Source organism: Pseudomonas sp. Leaf434, assembly GCF_001425545.1.
GTDB lineage: Bacteria > Pseudomonadota > Gammaproteobacteria > Pseudomonadales > Pseudomonadaceae > Aquipseudomonas > Aquipseudomonas siliginis.
Genome location: NZ_LMQZ01000012.1, coordinates 161600 through 180396 on the forward strand (window position 1 = coordinate 161600; position 18797 = coordinate 180396).

Here is an 18797-nt window from a genome sequence, read left to right on the forward strand (position 1 = left end):
GGTTATTTCTCCTGACTGACAGCCGTACAGATCAAAGTGATCCCGCGGGCCTGAAGCTGATCGCGTGCCTCGACAGACAGGCGATCATCGGTAATGAGGGTATGGATGCTGCTCCAGGGCAGCTCCAGGTTGGGAATCTTGCGACCGATCTTGTCGGCCTCGACCATGACGATGACTTCTCGCGCAACGTCGGCCATGACCCGGCTGAGGCCGAGCAACTCGTTAAAGGTTGTGGTGCCGCGAACCAGATCGATACCGTCGGCGCCGATGAACAGTTGGTCGAAGTCGTAAGAGCGTAGTACCTGCTCGGCGACCTGGCCCTGAAAGGATTCCGAGTGCGGATCCCAGGTGCCACCGGTCATCAGCAGCACCGGCTCGTGTTCCAGTTCGCTCAAGGCGTTGGCAACATGCAGCGAGTTAGTCATCACCACCAGGCCCGGTTGCTGGCCCAGTTCGGGAATCATTGCGGCGGTGGTGCTGCCGCTGTCGATGATGATGCGCGCGTGCTCGCGGATGCGTTTTACCGCCGCGCGAGCGATCGCCTGTTTGTATTTGGAAATACTCTGCGCCGTTTCTGCGACCAGCTCTTGCGGCATGGTGATCGCACCGCCGTAACGACGCAGCAATAGACCATGGGTTTCCAGCGCGGCGAGATCCTTGCGAATCGTAACTTCCGAAGTTTCGAAACGCTTGGCCAGCTCGTCGACACTGACTTCGCCCTGCTCATTGAGCAAGGCGAGGATGTTATGGCGACGTTGAGGAGTATTGCGCTTGGACATGGCAGCTTAAGTTTCGATTCGAAAGATAACGCAAGCAATGAAACTCTATCGAAAGGTTGCCGTCAAGACGCGGGGAGAAAAATTCAGAAAAATTGAAATGACTGTGGGGCGAGCCCGCTCGCGAAAGGGGAGTCCTAGCCACTCAAGACGTGACTGAGAGACCGCATTCGCGAGCAGGCTCGCTCCTACAGGGGATTGTGGATAAATCAGGATTTTTTGATTTTTTCCGGCCGCTTCCAGCCGTCGATGTTCTTCTGGCGGGCTCGGCCTACCGCCAACTGAGCGTTATCCACATTTTGCGTGATAGTCGATCCGGCCGCAGTGGTTGCACCGTTGGAGATATCCACAGGGGCGACCAGCGAGTTGTTGGAGCCGATGAAAACGTCAGCGCCCAACACGGTTTTCCACTTGTTCGCGCCATCGTAATTGCAGGTGATGGTGCCGGCGCCGATGTTGGTGCGTGCGCCGATTTCTGCATCGCCCAGATAGGTCAGGTGGCCAGCCTTGGCACCTTCGCCCATGTGTGCATTTTTCAGCTCAACGAAGTTACCCACATGGGCGCGCGCTTCGAGCACAGTGCCCGGGCGTAACCGCGCGAAGGGACCAGCGTCACTGCCTTCACCGAGAATGGCGCCTTCTATATGACTGTTGGCCTTGATTACCACGCCTTTGCGCAGGGTGCTGTCCTTGATCACGCAGTTCGGGCCGATCTGTACGTCGTCTTCGATGATGACCTTGCCTTCGAGGATCACGTTGATGTCGATCAGCACATCGCGACCGACGCTGACTTCGCCGCGTACGTCGAAGCGGGCCGGGTCACGCAGGGTCACGCCCTCAGCCATCAGGCGGCGGCCGGCGCGCAACTGGTAATGACGCTCCAGTTCAGAGAGCTGCTTGCGATCGTTGGCGCCCTGCACTTCCATCGGGTCGTGCGGCTGTTCGGTGGCAACCACCAGACCATCGCTGACCGCCATTTCGATCACGTCGGTAAGGTAGTACTCGCCCTGCGCGTTATTGTTCGACAGGCGACTCATCCAGTCCGCCAGGCGATTGGCCGGCACAGCGAGGATGCCGGTGTTGCCTTCGGTGATCGCACGTTGCGCTTCGCTGGCGTCTTTGTGCTCGACGATTGCCGCGACCTTGCCGTCAGCATCACGCACGATGCGGCCGTAACCGGTCGGGTCATCCAGCTCGACAGTGAGCAAACCCATCTGGCCCGGCACGACATGCTTGAGCAGACGTTGCAGGGTTTCGACTTCAATCAGCGGCACATCGCCGTAAAGAATCAGCACAGTGTCGGCATCAATGAACGGCACCGCCTGGGCGGTGGCATGGCCAGTGCCCAGTTGCTTGTCCTGCAACACGAAATTCAGGTCATCAGCTGCCAGACGCTCACGCACCACATCGGCACCGTGCCCGATCACTACGTGGATGCGCTGTGGATCAAGTTGCCGGGCGCTGTGGATAACATGGCCGAGCATGGAGTTGCCGGCAATCGGGTGCAGCACTTTGGGCAGCGCCGAGCGCATGCGAGTGCCTTGACCGGCCGCGAGGATAACGATTTCGAGAGACATGACTGGCTACCAATCCTGGGTGGTCAGCAACTGCGACCGGTTTGTGGGAATTCGGAAAAGAAAAAAGGGTAGCCGAGGCTACCCTTTTTTATCAATCGCACAACAAGCGGATGACGGATTAACCGCCAAACTTCTTGCGGATCTGCTGGACGGTGCGCAGCTGGGCTGCAGCCTCGGCCAGACGAGTGGCAGCGGCGCCGTAATCGAAGTCCGCGCCTTTTTCGTTCAGGGCATTCTCGGCAGCCTTGAGAGCTGCCTGAGCCTGAGCTTCATCCAGGTCGGCGGCACGTTGCACGGTATCGGCAAGTACCTTGACCATGTTCGGCTGAACCTCGAGGAAACCACCGGAGATGTAGAACACCTCGGCTTCCCCGCCTTGCTTGATCAGGCGGATCGGACCCGGCTTGAGATTAGTGATCAGCGGCGCGTGACCCAGAGCGATACCAAGATCACCCAGTGCACCGTGCGCAATCACCATCTCGACCAGGCCGGAAAAGATTTCCCCTTCCGCGCTGACGATATCGCAATGGACTGTGATAGCCATCTGATTGCCTCAACCTAAATTAGCGCCCGTTGCCGGGCGCCGGGATTACAGTTTCTTGGCTTTTTCGATCGCTTCTTCGATGCCGCCAACCATGTAGAACGCTTGTTCTGGCAGGTGGTCGTAGTCACCGTTGAGGATGCCTTTGAAGCCAGCAATGGTGTCTTTCAGGGAAACGTATTTACCCGAAGCACCGGTGAAGACTTCAGCCACGAAGAACGGCTGCGACAAGAAGCGCTGGATCTTACGAGCACGGTTAACCAACTGTTTGTCGGCTTCCGACAGCTCGTCCATACCCAGGATCGCGATGATGTCTTTCAGCTCTTTGTAACGCTGCAGAACATACTGAACGCCGCGAGCGGTGTCGTAGTGGTCCTGACCGATCACGTTCGGGTCCAGCTGGCGCGAAGTCGAATCCAGTGGATCTACCGCCGGGTAGATACCCAGGGAAGCGATGTCACGGGACAGAACGACGGTGGCGTCCAAGTGGGCGAAGGTGGTCGCTGGCGACGGGTCGGTCAAGTCGTCCGCAGGTACGTATACCGCCTGGATCGAGGTGATCGAACCTTCCTTGGTCGAAGTGATACGTTCCTGCAGAACGCCCATCTCTTCAGCCAGGGTCGGCTGGTAACCTACTGCCGAAGGCATACGGCCCAGCAGTGCGGATACTTCAGTACCGGCCAGGGTGTAACGATAGATGTTGTCGACGAACAGCAGAACGTCGTTACCTTCGTCACGGAACTTCTCGGCCATGGTCAGGCCGGTCAGTGCTACGCGCAGACGGTTTCCCGGCGGCTCGTTCATCTGACCGTAAACCAGTGCCACTTTGTCCAGAACGTTGGAGTCCTTCATCTCGTGGTAGAAGTCGTTACCCTCACGAGTACGCTCACCCACACCGGCGAACACGGAATAACCGCTGTGCTCGATGGCGATGTTACGGATCAGTTCCATCATGTTTACGGTTTTGCCTACACCGGCACCACCGAACAGACCGACTTTACCGCCCTTGGCGAACGGGCAGACCAGGTCGATAACCTTGATGCCGGTTTCCAGCAGGTCGTTGCCGCCTGCTTGCTCGGCGAACGAAGGTGCTGCGCGGTGAATGCCCCAGCGCTCTTCGGTGTCGATCGGGCCAGCTTCGTCGATCGGGTTACCGAGGACGTCCATGATCCGGCCCAGGGTCGCTTTACCGACCGGTACGGAGATGGCTGCGCCAGAGTCGGTGACTTCCAGACCGCGCTTCAAGCCCTCGGTGGAACCCATCGCAATGGTACGCACCACGCCGTCGCCCAGCTGCTGCTGAACTTCCAGGGTGGTTGCGGCCGCGCTTTGTACAGTCAGCGCGTTGTAGATGCTCGGTACGCTGTCGCGTGGAAATTCCACGTCGATAACGGCGCCGATGATTTGAACGATACGTCCGCTACTCATAGCTGGATCCTCTGAATATTTGAACCGTTAAACCGCGGCAGCGCCGCCGACGATTTCCGAGATCTCTTGGGTGATCGCAGCCTGACGCGCCTTGTTGTAGATCAGCTGCAAATCGCTGATCAAATCACCGGCGTTGTCGGTAGCGTTCTTCATCGCGATCATCCGCGCAGCCTGTTCAGCCGCGTTGTTCTCGACCACCGCCTGGTAGACCTGCGACTCGACGTAACGGACCATCAAGCCGTCAAGCAGCTCTTTGGCGTCCGGTTCGTAGAGATAGTCCCAGTGGTGCTTGAGATCCTGATCCGGGGTTGCCACCAGTGGAATCAACTGCTCCACGGTAGGCTGTTGTGTCATGGTGTTGATGAACTTGTTGGACACCACGGACAGGCGGTCGATACGGCCGTCCAGGTAGGCATCCAGCATCACCTTGACGCTGCCGATCAGATCATTGATCGACGGCTCTTCACCCAGGTGGCTGATAGCTGCAACGACGTTACCGCCGAAGTTGCGGAAAAAGGCCGCACCCTTGCTACCGACTACACACAGATCAATCTCGACGCCGTTTTCGCGGTTTAACGCCATGTCCTTGACCAGGGCCTTGAACAGGTTGGTGTTCAAGCCGCCGCACAGACCACGGTCACTGCTCACGACGACATAACCGACGCGCTTGATTTCGCGGTCGATCATGAACGGGTGGCGGTATTCCGGGTTGGCGTTGGCCAGATGCCCAATTACCTGGCGGATACGCTCCGCATAAGGACGGCTAGCAGCCATGCGCATTTGTGCCTTGCGCATTTTGCTGACCGCCACTTTTTCCATGGCGCTGGTAATCTTTTGCGTGCTTTTGATGCTCGCAATCTTACTGCGAATCTCTTTTGCGCCTGCCATGTAACACCTATCAGGTTAGCAAGCGGGAGCCTCGCGGCTCCCGCTGCGGCTTACCAGGTTTGGGTGGCCTTGAACTTCTCGATACCGGCTTTCATGCCAGCGTCGATTTCGTCATTGAAGTCACCTTTAACGTTGATCTTGGCCATCAAATCGGCGTGATCGCGGTTGAAGAAAGCAATCAGCGCTTGTTCGAAGCTGCCGACCTTGGCGATTTCAATGTCAGTCAGGAACCCACGCTCAGCGGCATACAGCGACAGCGCCATGTCAGCGATCGACATTGGTGCGTATTGCTTCTGCTTCATCAGCTCGGTAACGCGCTGACCATGCTCAAGTTGCTTGCGGGTCGCTTCGTCCAGGTCAGAAGCGAACTGAGCGAATGCCGCCAGTTCACGGTACTGAGCCAGAGCGGTACGGATACCACCGGAGAGCTTCTTGATGATCTTGGTCTGAGCGGCACCACCCACACGGGATACCGAAACACCGGCGTTCACTGCAGGGCGGATGCCCGAGTTGAACATGGCCGATTCCAGGAAGATCTGACCGTCGGTGATGGAAATCACGTTGGTCGGAACGAACGCGGAAACGTCGCCAGCCTGGGTTTCGATGATCGGCAGTGCGGTCAGGGAACCGGTTTTGCCGGTCACTGCGCCGTTGGTGAACTTCTCTACGTATTCTTCCGAAACGCGGGATGCGCGCTCCAGCAGACGGGAGTGGAGATAGAACACGTCGCCTGGGTAAGCTTCACGGCCTGGTGGACGGCGCAGCAGCAGGGAAATCTGGCGGTAAGCCACTGCCTGCTTGGACAGATCGTCATAAACGATCAGCGCGTCTTCACCGCGGTCGCGGAAGAATTCACCCATGGTGCAACCGGAGTACGGTGCCAGGAATTGCAGCGCAGGAGATTCCGAAGCACTGGCAGCCACGATGATCGTGTTGGCCAGGGCGCCGTTTTCTTCCAGCTTGCGAACCACGTTGGCGATGGTCGATTGCTTCTGACCGATGGCTACGTAGACGCAGAAAATGCCGCTGTCTTTCTGGTTGATGATCGCGTCGATCGCCAGAGCGGTTTTACCGATCTGACGGTCACCGATGATCAGCTCACGCTGGCCACGGCCGACAGGGATCATGGCATCGACAGCCTTGTAGCCAGTCTGTACAGGCTGGTCTACCGACTTACGCCAGATCACGCCTGGAGCAACTTTCTCGACCGCGTCGGTCTCGGTGTTGCCCAGTGGACCTTTGCCGTCAACAGGGTTACCCAGAGCATCGACTACGCGGCCCAGCAATTCCTTACCAACAGGAACTTCGAGGATGCGGCCGGTGCACTTGGCGCTCATGCCTTCAGCCAGCGACTGGTAGGAGCCCAATACCACGGCACCTACGGAGTCCTGCTCCAGGTTGAGGGCCATACCGTAGACGCCGCCCGGAAACTCGATCATCTCGCCGTACATGACGTCGGCCAGACCGTGAATCCGCACGATGCCGTCAGATACGCTGACGACAGTGCCTTCGTTACGGGCTTGGGAGGTCACATCGAGCTTGTCGATGCGGCCCTTGATAATTTCACTTATTTCGGAAGGATTGAGTTGCTGCATTGCTCTGCTGCCCCTTCAAACTCAAGATTTCAATGCTTCGGCAAGTTTCGCGATTTTGCCGCGAATCGAGCCATCGATAACCAGGTCGCCGGCGCGGATCACGACACCACCAATCAAGGCAGCGTCCTCCGCAACTTGCAGGCGCACTTCCCGGTTGAGTCGTGCACTGAGAACCTTGGCGAGTTTGTCTTGCTGTTCTTGGTTCAATGCAAATGCACTGGTTACTTCAACGTCTACCGATTTCTCTTGTTCGGCCTTGTACAGGTCGAACAGAGCGGCGATCTCCGGCAGAAGCAGGAGACGGTCGTTCTCGGCAACGACGTTGATGAAATTGCGTGCCTTTTCATCAAACTTGTCGCCGCACACGTCAATGAACGTGGCGGCCTTTTCTGCGCTCGTCAGTCGCGGGGCCTTGAGCACGCGCTGCAGGGTGTCGTCTTGCGACACCGCTGCTGCCAGGCCGAGCATGGCTGACCAATTGGCCAGTTGCTGGTGGGCCTGAGCGTGCTCGAAGGCCGCCTTAGCGTAAGGTCGGGCCAACGTGGTCAGTTCTGCCATGATCGCCCTCGCTTAGATTTCAGCAGCCAGTTGGTTAACCAGCTCTGCGTGCGCGTTTTGATCGATTGTGGCACCCAGGATCTTCTCGGCGCCGCCAACAGCCAGCAAGCCCACTTGGGCACGCAGCTTGTCTTTGACGCTGTTCAGTTCCTGTTCGATCTCGGCTTGAGCCTGAACCTTCACACGGTCAGCGTCGATACGGGCTTTTTCAACAGCCTCTTCGACGATCTGGTTACCGCGTTTCTTGGCTTGCTCGATGATTTCAGCTGCCTGAGCTTTCGCTTCGCGCAGTTGCTGACCCGCTTTCTCTTGGGCCAACTCCAGGTCGCGAGCTGCACGGCTGGCAGCGTCCAGACCATCAGCGATCTTCTTTTGACGTTCGTGCAGAGCAGCGATGACCGGAGGCCATACATACTTCATGCAGAACAGTACAAAAATCAGGAACGCAACGGACTGGCCAATCAGGGTCGCATTAATGTTCACGCCAACACCTCGCAGTTACGTTGTCCATCACACCAAATTACCCGGAAGATCCGAGTAATCAGCCAGCGATCTGACCAACGAACGGGTTCGCAAAGGTGAAGAACAGAGCGATACCAACACCGATCATGGTTACGGCGTCGAGCAGACCGGCAACGATGAACATTTTCACTTGCAGCATTGGAACCATTTCTGGCTGACGCGCTGCGCCTTCCAGGAACTTGCCGCCCAGCAGGCCGAAACCAATTGCGGTACCCAGTGCGCCCAGGCCGATCAACAGTGCAACAGCGATAGCGGTTAGACCAACTACAGTTTCCATCTTTCCTCCCGACTTTTACGTCGTATGGTTTAGGTTTTTTAGATTAAAGCGGTAAAACAAATCGTTTCAGCTGCCCCGCAAGGAGCTCCCTCCCGTTTGACCGGGAGGAACATCAGACTAGTCGAGACTGGTCTTAATGGTTTTCTTCGTGCGCCATCGACAGGTAGACGATGGTCAGCATCATGAAGATGAACGCCTGCAGGGTGATGATCAGGATGTGGAATACAGCCCACGCCCACTGCAGAACAACGCCCAGGCCGCTGAGCCAGAGCAGGCCGCTGCCGAACATCACAGCGATCAGAATGAACACCAGCTCGCCGGCATACATGTTGCCGAACAGACGCAGAGCCAGAGAGATCGGCTTGGCGATCAGGGTGACGAATTCCAGCAGGAAGTTCACCGGGATCAGCAGGGCCTGAACGAAGATGTTCTTGCTGCCGAACGGGTGCAGGGTCAGTTCGCCGATGAAGCCGCCGATGCCCTTGACCTTGATGCTGTAGAAAATGATCAGTGCGAACACCGAGAACGCCATGCCCAGAGTCGCGTTCGGGTCGGTAGTCGACACGGCGCGGAACGGGATGTGGGCATCGCCGGAGATCAGGATGGCCAGCTGAGGAATCCAGTCGACCGGTACCAGGTCGACGGCGTTCATCAGGAACACCCAGACGAAGATGGTCAGTGCCAGCGGTGCAATCACCGGGCTACGGCCATGGAAGCTGTCTTTCACGCTGCCATCGACGAATTCGACCAATACTTCAACGAAGTTCTGCAAGGCACCCGGCTGACCCGAAGTCGCTTTCTTTGCCGCCATGCGGAAAAGAAGAACGAAGATCAGACCCAGCGCGACCGACCAGCCGAGGGTATCGACGTGGAAAGCCCAGAAGCCCATTTCCTTGGCTTCTGCTGCGGTGTGGGCAAAGCCCCAGCCGCCGTTGGGTAGCTGACCGAAAGTCAAGTTCTGCAAGTGGTGCTGGATATAGCCCGAAGCGGTTGTCTCTGCCATGGTTGCCTCAAACGCCCTAAGGTCTCGAAAGTCTTGTTCTCATCAGCAGGGGAGCGAACCAGCTGACCGACTGCGTCAGCACGAACACGCCGAATACTGCGATCGGCGCCAGTGGCTTCACACCTGCGAACACCAGTGCAAACAGCACTGCCGTCAAAATAAGTTTGCCTGCCTCGCCGGCATAAAAAGACCGGACGATGGACTGGGCTGCTCGGGCGCCGGAAAACCGAAATGCCCTGTGAGCGAAATAAACATTGGGCAGCAAGGCTATCAGGCCTCCGCAAAGTCCCGAGTATCCGGCAACGACTCCATGCCATTGCCAGAGCGCCAAAGCGGCAATGAGCAGAATGACAAATTGAGCCATCAACACCGGAAAAACCGCCAGGCGATGGAAAGGCAAGCGGTTTGGCGTGCGGGTTCCCATCACAGTTGCTCTCCAATGGTCGGCTGCCGAAATCCAATAACTTGGCATAATTTGTGCCGACAAAATGCGCGCAGAGTATAGGGGCGGTTCTGCCCCTATTCAACTGTCAGGTAGTGATTTCCGACTGCGCGCTACATGAGGAAATGTTTCAGCGGATGTGTGCGAGCACACCTTGAAGCTCGTCGAGCGAGTTATAACCAATCACCAATTGGCCCTTGCCCTTCTTGCCATGGCGAATCTGCACCGCAGAGCCTAGGCGCTCGGCCAAACGCTGCTCGAGGCGAGCGATGTCCGGGTCAGGTTTTGCAGCTTCCACAGGCTCCGGTTTGCCACTCAACCACTGACGAACCAGTGCCTCAGTTTGGCGCACGGTCAGTCCTCGTGCGACAACATGTCGCGCCCCTTCGACCTGCTGATTGTCCGGCAGACCGAGCAAGGCACGCGCGTGACCCATTTCCAGGTCACCGTGCGACAGCATGGTCTTGATCACTTCGGGCAGTGCAATAAGTCGCAACAGGTTAGCCACAGTCACCCGCGACTTACCCACAGCCTCGGCAACCTGTTGCTGAGTCAGCTGGAATTCCTGCTGCAAGCGCTGCAAGGCGACGGCTTCTTCGATCGGGTTGAGGTCTTCACGCTGGATGTTCTCGATCAGCGCAATCGCAATGGCGGTTTCATCCGGCACATCGCGAACCATCGCCGGGATGGTTTCCTGCCCGGCCTGCTGACTGGCGCGCCAGCGGCGTTCACCGGCAATGATCTCAAACCGGCCGCCACCAATCGGGCGTACCACGATCGGCTGCATCACGCCTTGGGCCTTGATCGACTGCGCCAGCTCTTCCAGGGCCTGCGGGTCCATGTCACGGCGCGGCTGATATTTGCCACGCTGCAGCAGGTCCAGCGGCAGGTGTTGCAGTTCGCGGGTGTCGGCCTGCGCGGCTTGTTCTTCCAGCGCGCTGACCGTCGGACCACTCAGCAGTGCATCGAGTCCACGTCCGAGACCTCGTTTCTTGACGGCCATGGGGATTCCTTAAGTTGGCTGAGCAGCAGCAATGCGTGAATTTTTGCGCTGACGACGAACCATCTCGCCTGCCAGAGCCAGATAGGCCAGGGCACCACGCGATTGCTTGTCGTAAGCCAGCGCCGGCATGCCGTAGCTCGGTGCTTCGGCCAAGCGAATGTTGCGCGGGATCACCGTGTCGTACAGCTGATCGCCGAAGTGCTCCTTGAGCTGCGCCGAAACATCGTTCATCAGGCTCAAGCGCGGGTCGTACATGGTCCGCAGCAGGCCTTCGACTTTCAGGTTCGGGTTGAGCAGCTCGGCGATGCGCTTGATGTTATCCACAAGGTCGCTCAAACCTTCCAGCGCAAAGTATTCGCACTGCATGGGGATAATCACCCCGTCAGCGGCGACCAGTGCGTTGAGTGTGAGCATCGACAGCGACGGTGGGCAGTCGATCAAAATGTAATCGTAGTTGTCACGGATCGGCGCCAGCGCGCTGCGCAGACGGCTTTCCTTCATCTGCATTTCCAGCAGCACCACTTCGGCCGCGGTCAGATCGCGGTTGGCCGGCAGCAATTGATAACCGCCGTGCTCGGAGAAGTGCATGGCCTGACCCAGGTCGCATTCACCGATCAGCAGATCGTAGACCGAGTTTTCCAGACCATGTTTATCCACACCGCTACCCATGGTGGCGTTGCCCTGTGGATCGAGATCGATCAACAGCACCCGGCGCTTGGTCGCGACCAGGGATGCTGCGAGGTTGATGCAGGTGGTGGTTTTGCCCACACCACCCTTCTGGTTCGCTATCGCGAATACCTTAGCCATTCTTGCTTGTGTTCCCAATCATGCCGTGCGGCGCAGTATCAGCAGATGGCGTTGGCCTTGGCAACCGGGGACGGCCAGGGCGTGTTCGCTATCGAGTTTGAAATCTGCCGGCAATGCTACCAGCTCATCGGCCGGATGAACGCCCTTCATTGCCAGCCAGCGTGTATCGGCATCGCCGAGGTGACGCGTCCAGTTGGTAAAGTTTTCCATGCTGCTGAAGGCCCGGGAAATGATCCCGTTGAATGGTTGCGCAGGCTGAAACGCTTCGACGCGACTGTGGATAACTTGCAGGTTATCCAGCTTCAGCTCCAGTTTGACCTGAGTCAGAAAGCGGGTTTTCTTGCCATTGCTGTCCAGACAGGTCACCTGCGAGTCCGGATACAGGATCGCCAGCGGAATACCAGGCATGCCACCACCACTGCCGACATCGAGCCAGCGACCGTTTTCGATAAACGACATCACGCTGAGACTATCGAGCAAGTGCCGCGAAACCATTTCGTCCGGATCGCGCACAGCGGTCAGGTTGTAGGCCTGGTTCCATTTGATCAACAGGGCCAGATAACCCAGCAGCAATGCGTGCTGAGTTTCTGTGAGATTGACACCGAGCTCGCGGGCTCCTGTGGATAACTCTTCGGCGTGTTGCGAAGTGACCCTGGCACTCAAGCGCTTTGCTCCAACTGACGGCCCGCGCCGCGTTTTTTCAAATGAATCATCAACAGCGAAATCGCTGCCGGGGTCACGCCCGGGATCCGCGAAGCCTGGCCCAGCGTTTCAGGACGTGTGGCGCCGAGCTTGCTCTGGATCTCCTTGGACAGACCGGAGATGTTGGTGTAATCGATATCCACAGGCAATTTCGTGTCTTCGCTGGCGCGCAGACGGGCGATTTCGTCCTGTTGGCGGTCGATGTAACCGGCGTACTTGGTCTTGATCTCAACCTGCTCGGCGACCTGTGGATCTTCGGCGCCCTGCCCGGTCACTTCGACCAGACCGACGTAGTCGATTTCCGGACGGCTCAACAGGTTGAGCAGGTTGTATTCGTGGGTCAGCGGCGTGCCGAATTTCTCGGCAATCGCATCGCCCTGCGGGGTGTTCGGCCGAACCCAGGTGCTTTTCAGGCGCTGTTCTTCAAGCTCGATGCTTTCGCGTTTCTTGCAGAAGGCCGCCCAGCGCGCGTCATCGACCAGACCGAGTTCGCGACCTTTTTCGGTCAGACGCAGGTCGGCGTTGTCTTCGCGCAGAATCAGGCGGTATTCGGCGCGGGACGTGAACATGCGATACGGCTCTTGGGTACCGAGGGTGATCAGGTCGTCGACCAGAACGCCGATGTACGCTTCATCGCGGCGCGGACACCAGGCCTCTTTGCCCTTCGCCCGCAGCGCGGCGTTGGCGCCGGCGAGCAGACCTTGAGCGCCAGCTTCTTCGTAACCGGTGGTGCCGTTGATCTGCCCGGCGAAAAACAGACCGCCGATGACTTTGGTTTCCAGACTGTACTTCAGATCGCGGGGATCGAAGTAGTCGTACTCGATCGCATAACCCGGACGCACGATGTGCGCGTTTTCCATACCGCGGATCGACTGCACGATCTGCAATTGCACGTCGAACGGCAGGCTTGTGGATATCCCGTTCGGATACAGCTCATGGGTGGTCAGACCTTCCGGTTCGATGAACACCTGATGGCTTTCCTTGTCGGCAAAGCGATGAATCTTGTCTTCGATCGACGGGCAATAACGCGGGCCGACACCTTCGATTTCACCGGCAGCGGAATACATCGGCGAACGATCAAGATTCGCCGCGATGATTTCGTGGGTACGCGCATTGGTATGGGTAATCCAGCAACTGACCTGGCGCGGATGCTGCTCCTTGCTGCCCATGAACGACATCACCGGGATCGGAGTGTCACCCGGCTGCTCGGTCATCACCGAGAAATCCACAGATTTGCCATCAATACGCGGCGGTGTACCGGTTTTCAGGCGCCCGACACGCAATGGCAACTCACGCAGACGGTGAGCCAGAGCAATCGACGGTGGATCACCGGCGCGACCGCCAGAGAAATTCTGCAAACCGATGTGGATAAGTCCGCCGAGGAATGTACCGGTGGTCAACACCACGGAATCGGCGAAGAAACGCAGACCCATCTGTGTGACGACACCACGGACTTGCTCCTGCTCGACAATCAGGTCGTCAGCAGCCTGTTGAAATATCCACAGGTTTGGCTGGTTTTCCAGGATTTCGCGGACAGCGGCCTTATAGAGAATTCGGTCGGCTTGCGCACGGGTGGCCCGTACTGCCGGGCCTTTGCGGCTGTTCAACACACGAAACTGGATGCCGCCCTTGTCGGTAGCCATGGCCATCGCGCCGCCGAGGGCATCGATTTCCTTGACCAGATGGCTTTTGCCGATGCCACCGATGGCCGGGTTGCAACTCATGGCGCCGAGGGTTTCCACGTTATGCGTCAGCAACAGGGTTTTTGCCCCCATGCGTGCTGACGCCAGTGCTGCCTCGGTACCGGCATGACCGCCGCCGATGACGATCACTTCAAAACGGGAAGGGAAATCCACCACGCACCTCGTGCCTGCTTAAGTAGGTCATTCAGGAAATATTGAAACCAGGTTTCTGGACCTGGTCGGCAAGTATAGGGACTTCGCCCTTTCTAAAGAACCCTTTGCACAAAATTTAACCAGCTGTGGAGAACTCGAGGTTAAAAAAATAAAAAAGAGAGAAATTTATAAAACCTTTGTTTTTATGTTTATTCTTACTGAACCACTTTTCTGTGGATAGATCGCTACAGACCTTATTTTTCAGCGTGTACAGAGATTAAAAACCCTGTGCTCATGTGGCAATGAGGCCCTTGGATAACCGGTGTAAGCCTGTGGATGAAAGGGGTGGTTATCCACAGCGTGGGTTATCTCCAGTTTTGAGGCCCTGTTATCAACTGCCCTCAGTGGCAGTTATTCACAGGGCTTAATCCACAGAAATTTGATGGAGGAAGAGGTACCGGGCAGCCGAAAACCGCTCAGGGAGAAAAAATCTGCCCGGCACTCTTGGAGGATTTTAGAAAAGAGGGAAGCAGACAGGTCGCGAACGGACCTGTCTGTGAATAGCAGGAGGGTTATTTGCCGATGCAGAAGCTGGAGAAGATCCTTCCAAGCAAATCATCCGAGCTGAATGCCCCGGTGATTTCACCCAGAGCGTGCTGTGCCTGACGCAAATCTTCAGCCAACAGTTCACCGGCCCCGGCCAGCGTCAATTGTGCGCGACCGTGTTCCAGTGCTGCACTGGCGTGGCGCAGCGCTTCCAGATGCCGGCGGCGTGCGCTGAAACTGCTTTCCGAGGTCTGTTCGTAGCCCATGCAGGCTTTGAGGTGTTCGCGCAGCAATTCCAGCCCCTCACCCGCCGATTTGGCGCTGAGGCTGATGGTGACGTGGCCATCCTCGCTGACTTCCAGGGCAATCGCTTCACCCGTCAGGTCCGCCTTGTTGCGGATCAGGGTCACTTTCGCCGGATCGGGCCGGGGTTCGAGGAACTCCGGCCACAGGGCAAACGGATCTGCTGCTTCCGGCGCTGTCGCATCGACGACCAACAACACCCGATCGGCTTCTGTGATGGCCTTGAGCGCCCGTTCCACGCCGATCTTTTCCACCTGATCGTCCGTATCGCGCAGACCAGCGGTATCCACCACATGCAACGGCATGCCGTCGATGTGGATATGTTCGCGCAGAATGTCCCGCGTGGTGCCGGCGATCTCGGTGACGATCGCAGCTTCACGCCCCGCCAAAGCATTCAACAGGCTGGACTTGCCGGCATTCGGTCGGCCGGCGATCACTACGGTCATGCCATCGCGCAGCAATGCGCCCTGCCCGGCTTCGCGCAGCACTGTGGATAATTCATCGCGTACCTTGTCGAGCATGCTCAGCACATGGCCATCGGCAAGGAAGTCGATTTCTTCTTCCGGAAAGTCGATGGCCGCTTCGACATAGATTCGCAGGCTGATCAACTGCTCGGTCAGGTTATGCACACGCTGGGAGAACGCTCCTTGCAAGGAACGCAGTGCATTGCGCGCAGCCTGTGCAGAACTGGCTTCGATCAAATCGGCAATTGCTTCGGCCTGGGCCAGATCGAGTTTGTCATTGAGGAAGGCGCGCTCGCTGAATTCACCTGGACGGGCCAGACGGCAGCCCAGTTCCAGACAACGCTTGAGCAACATGTCCAGAACGATCGGGCCGCCATGGCCCTGCAATTCCAAGACGTCTTCGCCGGTAAACGAGTTCGGACCCGGAAAATACAAAGCCAGACCTTCGTCCAGCACCTGCTGGTCGTCACTGAAAAACGGCCCGTAATGGGCGTAACGTGGTTTCAGTTCTCGGCCGCTGATGGCTATTGCCGCAACGCTGGCCAACGGCCCGGAAATACGGACGATGCCCACACCGCCGCGCCCTTGAGCGGTGGCGACAGCGGCGATGGTTTCACGGGGTGTGCTCATAAAGCGGCATCCAGACAAAAGTGGCAGATAGCAAAACGCCCCACTAGGGGGCGCTTTGAGTGGTGTTATCCACAGTGCAAGTTACGCCTCGGCTTTTTTCGTCGCCGCTTCGATCTTACGCGTGATGTACCACTGTTGTGCAATCGACAGGCAGTTGTTCACAACCCAGTACAGTACCAGGCCCGCCGGGAACCACAGGAAGAAGAAGGTGAAGATGATTGGCATCATTTTCATGACCTTCGCCTGCATCGGATCCGGAGGCGTCGGGTTCAGCTGCTGCTGGATGAACATGGTTGCGCCCATGATGATCGGCAGAATGAAGAACGGATCCTTGATCGACAGGTCAGTGATCCACAGCATGAACGGCGCCTGGCGCATTTCCACGCTTTCCAGCAGAACCCAGTACAGCGACAGGAAGACCGGCATCTGCACGAGGATCGGCAAGCAGCCGCCCAGTGGATTGATCTTCTCTTTCTTGTACAGCTCCATCATGGCCTGCGACATTTTCTGCCGGTCATCGCCATGTTGCTCTTTCAGCGCAGCCAGTTTCGGAGCCACGGCACGCATGCGCGCCATCGATTTGTAGCTGGCGGCCGACAGCGGGAAGAAGATCCCTTTGATCAGCATGGTCAGGAAGATGATCGACCAGCCCCAGTTACCGACAATGGCGTGGATATGTTGCAGCAGCCAGAAGATCGGCTGGGCAATGAACCACAGAATGCCGTAGTCGACGGTCAGTTCCAGACCTGGGGACAACTCTTTCAACACAGCCTGGCTTTTCGGACCTGCGTACAGCACAGCGCTGGTTTCAACTTTTGCACCTGGAGCAGCGGTCAGAGTCGGACCGGTGTAACCGATGATGTAGTTGCCTTTGCTGTCTTTACGGGTCTGGACGATATTGTTCTCGCCCTTGGCCGGAATCCACGCGGTCACGAAGTAGTGCTGCAGCCAGGCTACCCAACCACCGGTGACGGTTTCCTTGAGCTGCGCCTTGTCCATGTCCTTCATCGACACTTTCTTGTACGGCTCGGAACTTGTCCACAGGGCGGCGCCCAGGTAAGTCGCGGTGCCAGTAGCCGTGGTCGACGAAGGATCAGCGCTGGCGTCGCGCTTCAACTGGGCAAACATTGCGCCGTTCCAGGGCTGAGCGCTCTGGTTATCCACAATGTAGGAGACAGCGACGTCGTACAGGCCACGTTTCATGGTGAAACGTTTGATGTAGTTGACGCCGTCCTTGCTGAATTTCAGGTCAACGACGAGTTGATCCTGACCGTCAGCCAGTTGGTAAACCTTCTTCTCCGAGGAATAAACCGGACGACCGGCCGGGTTTGCATCCGGGCCGTTGGTACCGATCAGACCGCTTTGCGCCAGATATACACGTTCGCCGCCGTTATCGAACAGCTGGAACGGAACGTCAGGACGATCCTGACGACGTGGATACAAAGGCAGAGTCAGTTGCGCAACGTCGCCACCCTGTGGATCGATCGCCAGATCGAGCACATCGGTCTTGACCTGAATCAGATCCTTGCTGGCGGCGACCGGCGTTTCGGCAGGTGCGCTGGTATCGCTGGCGGCGCGCGGAATATCGTCACTGGCAGCATTTGTGCCAGTGGCGGTGTCCGGCAAACCGGATGTAGTCGTACTGGAAGCAACATTCTGAGTCGGCAGGGCAGCCTGACCATAATCCTGGTTCCATTTAAGAACCATGACGTAGGACACGATTGCCAGGGCGACGATCAGGATCGTGCGTTTGATATCCATGATTACTCGGCCATCGAAGAAGAACGGGAGGTAGGGACAGGTGGAACCGGGTCATAACCACCGGGATTCCACGGATGACAGCGACCTAAACGACGAAAGGTCAGCCAGCCACCGCGCAGAAGGCCATGATTTTCAATGGCTTCATACGCGTAGCAGGAACAACTGGGGTAGAAGCGACAGTGGCTGGCCATTAAAGGACTAATGGCATAGCGATAAAACTGGATCGGAACGAGGGCCAGTTTACGCATCGGTACTGTCTACCCCTACAGTTTCGGTGTTGACTGCCGGAACGGGCTTGTTGCGTGCCAGACGCTTCCAGAGTTTGCCGAAATGCTGAATCAATTCGGGGTTTTCTACATCACCCAAACCTTTGCGCGCGACGATAACGATGTCCCAGCCGACCAGTGAATCCTGGTGCAGACGGAACGATTCGCGCATCAGACGTTTGAGGCGATTGCGCTCAACGGAGAGCTTTACGCTCTTTTTCCCGATAACCAGCCCGAGACGGGGGTGATCAAGATCGTTGTTGCGTGCAAGGAGCAGGAGATTTTTCCCCGGAACCTTGCCGGTAGGGGAGTCAAAGACTGCCTTGAAATGCCGGGGGGTAAGCAGACGCTTTTCCCGACTGAAGTCCTGACTCACCTCCAGTACCGGATTATCAAACTGCCAGACGCGCACGACCTTTGGCGCGACGACGCGACAGGACTGCGCGGCCGTTCTTGGTAGCCATGCGAGCACGGAAACCGTGGGTACGAGCGCGTTTGATAGTGCTTGGTTGGAAAGTACGTTTCATGTCGTGTTACCTGGTTCGTCCACAACGGGCCGGAATGGCCCCCGTTTTAAGAGACCGGGGATTCTAGAGAAAGCAAGCCTTCAGGTCAATTTCCAACCAGCGTTTCCTTATAAATAGATCAGGGCAGGGTTTGAGCTCGAAAGCCTGTCAGCTAGATATAGAAATAAAGAAGGGAATTATTTAAAGCTTTTCTGTAAAGCTTGTAAAAGCTAGACACACCATCTTCTGTGGATAACTGCCATGGGGCCTTATTCTACGGGGTGTACAGAGAATGACAACTACAGTGGAAAACCGTGTTCAGCCTGTGCTGCGCTATCGGAAAAGCTGTGTGTGAAAGGGCTTGTTA

20 protein-coding genes are annotated in these 18797 nt (G+C 57.2%); all 20 read right to left on the reverse strand.

What is annotated here, in order from left to right:
* Window positions 1-2 precede the first annotated feature (2 nt).
* Window positions 3-779 carry a DeoR/GlpR family DNA-binding transcription regulator gene (locus tag ASG55_RS24240; protein WP_056791092.1) on the reverse strand — a complete coding sequence of 259 codons (777 nt, stop codon included), beginning with the start codon at window positions 777-779 and terminating at the stop codon, window positions 3-5.
* Between the two features lie 206 nt (window positions 780-985).
* Window positions 986-2353: a bifunctional UDP-N-acetylglucosamine diphosphorylase/glucosamine-1-phosphate N-acetyltransferase GlmU gene (glmU, locus tag ASG55_RS24245; protein ID WP_056791096.1), complete on the reverse strand. Its 1368-nt coding sequence runs from the start codon at window positions 2351-2353 to the stop codon at window positions 986-988.
* 118 nt (window positions 2354-2471) lie between these two features.
* Window positions 2472-2897, reverse strand: a complete 426-nt coding sequence (locus tag ASG55_RS24250) for a F0F1 ATP synthase subunit epsilon (RefSeq protein WP_056791099.1) — start codon at window positions 2895-2897, stop codon at window positions 2472-2474.
* 45 nt (window positions 2898-2942) lie between these two features.
* Window positions 2943-4322 (reverse strand): F0F1 ATP synthase subunit beta, encoded by a 1380-nt coding sequence (atpD, locus tag ASG55_RS24255; RefSeq protein WP_016772406.1) that lies wholly within the window; start codon window positions 4320-4322, stop codon window positions 2943-2945.
* 27 nt (window positions 4323-4349) lie between these two features.
* Window positions 4350-5210, reverse strand: coding sequence for a F0F1 ATP synthase subunit gamma (gene atpG, locus ASG55_RS24260; protein ID WP_056791102.1), 861 nt, complete (start codon window positions 5208-5210; stop codon window positions 4350-4352).
* A gap of 50 nt (window positions 5211-5260) precedes the next feature.
* Window positions 5261-6805, reverse strand: coding sequence for a F0F1 ATP synthase subunit alpha (gene atpA / locus ASG55_RS24265; RefSeq protein WP_016772405.1), 1545 nt, complete (start codon window positions 6803-6805; stop codon window positions 5261-5263).
* Window positions 6806-6826: 21 nt separating this feature from the next.
* Window positions 6827-7363 (reverse strand): F0F1 ATP synthase subunit delta, encoded by a 537-nt coding sequence (locus tag ASG55_RS24270; RefSeq protein WP_016772404.1) that lies wholly within the window; start codon window positions 7361-7363, stop codon window positions 6827-6829.
* Between the two features lie 12 nt (window positions 7364-7375).
* On the reverse strand, window positions 7376-7846 hold the full coding sequence (locus tag ASG55_RS24275; protein ID WP_016772403.1) for a F0F1 ATP synthase subunit B: 471 nt from the start codon (window positions 7844-7846) through the stop codon (window positions 7376-7378).
* A 58-nt stretch (window positions 7847-7904) separates the two neighbouring features.
* Window positions 7905-8162, reverse strand: coding sequence for a F0F1 ATP synthase subunit C (gene atpE / locus ASG55_RS24280; RefSeq protein WP_003097235.1), 258 nt, complete (start codon window positions 8160-8162; stop codon window positions 7905-7907).
* Between the two features lie 133 nt (window positions 8163-8295).
* Window positions 8296-9165, reverse strand: coding sequence for a F0F1 ATP synthase subunit A (gene atpB / locus ASG55_RS24285; protein WP_016772402.1), 870 nt, complete (start codon window positions 9163-9165; stop codon window positions 8296-8298).
* Window positions 9166-9181: 16 nt separating this feature from the next.
* Window positions 9182-9589, reverse strand: coding sequence for a F0F1 ATP synthase subunit I (locus tag ASG55_RS24290; protein ID WP_056791105.1), 408 nt, complete (start codon window positions 9587-9589; stop codon window positions 9182-9184).
* Between the two features lie 148 nt (window positions 9590-9737).
* On the reverse strand, window positions 9738-10610 hold the full coding sequence (locus ASG55_RS24295) for a ParB/RepB/Spo0J family partition protein (RefSeq protein ID WP_007960777.1): 873 nt from the start codon (window positions 10608-10610) through the stop codon (window positions 9738-9740).
* Window positions 10611-10619: 9 nt separating this feature from the next.
* Entirely contained in the window at window positions 10620-11417 is a 798-nt protein-coding gene (locus tag ASG55_RS24300; RefSeq protein WP_016772400.1) for a ParA family protein, read from the reverse strand.
* Window positions 11418-11435: 18 nt separating this feature from the next.
* Window positions 11436-12080: a 16S rRNA (guanine(527)-N(7))-methyltransferase RsmG gene (gene rsmG, locus ASG55_RS24305; protein ID WP_056791110.1), complete on the reverse strand. Its 645-nt coding sequence runs from the start codon at window positions 12078-12080 to the stop codon at window positions 11436-11438.
* Window positions 12077-13975, reverse strand: a complete 1899-nt coding sequence (mnmG, locus tag ASG55_RS24310) for a tRNA uridine-5-carboxymethylaminomethyl(34) synthesis enzyme MnmG (protein WP_056791112.1) — start codon at window positions 13973-13975, stop codon at window positions 12077-12079. The genes rsmG and mnmG overlap by 4 nt, the downstream gene beginning before the upstream one ends.
* Window positions 13976-14526: 551 nt before the next feature.
* Entirely contained in the window at window positions 14527-15897 is a 1371-nt protein-coding gene (mnmE, locus tag ASG55_RS24315) for a tRNA uridine-5-carboxymethylaminomethyl(34) synthesis GTPase MnmE (RefSeq protein ID WP_056791115.1), read from the reverse strand.
* 81 nt (window positions 15898-15978) lie between these two features.
* A complete protein-coding gene (gene yidC / locus ASG55_RS24320) occupies window positions 15979-17658 on the reverse strand; it encodes a membrane protein insertase YidC (protein WP_041476523.1) in 1680 nt (559 codons plus the stop codon).
* Between the two features lie 2 nt (window positions 17659-17660).
* The gene (gene yidD, locus ASG55_RS26615) at window positions 17661-17906 is read right to left on the reverse strand and encodes a membrane protein insertion efficiency factor YidD (RefSeq protein WP_027901580.1); all 246 of its coding nucleotides are present in this window, start codon (window positions 17904-17906) and stop codon (window positions 17661-17663) included.
* Window positions 17899-18300: a ribonuclease P protein component gene (gene rnpA, locus ASG55_RS24325; RefSeq protein WP_056791338.1), complete on the reverse strand. Its 402-nt coding sequence runs from the start codon at window positions 18298-18300 to the stop codon at window positions 17899-17901. The genes yidD and rnpA overlap by 8 nt, the downstream gene beginning before the upstream one ends.
* Before the next feature lie 16 nt (window positions 18301-18316).
* Complete coding sequence (rpmH, locus tag ASG55_RS26620) at window positions 18317-18451, reverse strand: 50S ribosomal protein L34 (RefSeq protein ID WP_003213577.1); 135 nt, start codon at window positions 18449-18451, stop codon at window positions 18317-18319.
* Window positions 18452-18797 lie beyond the last annotated feature (346 nt).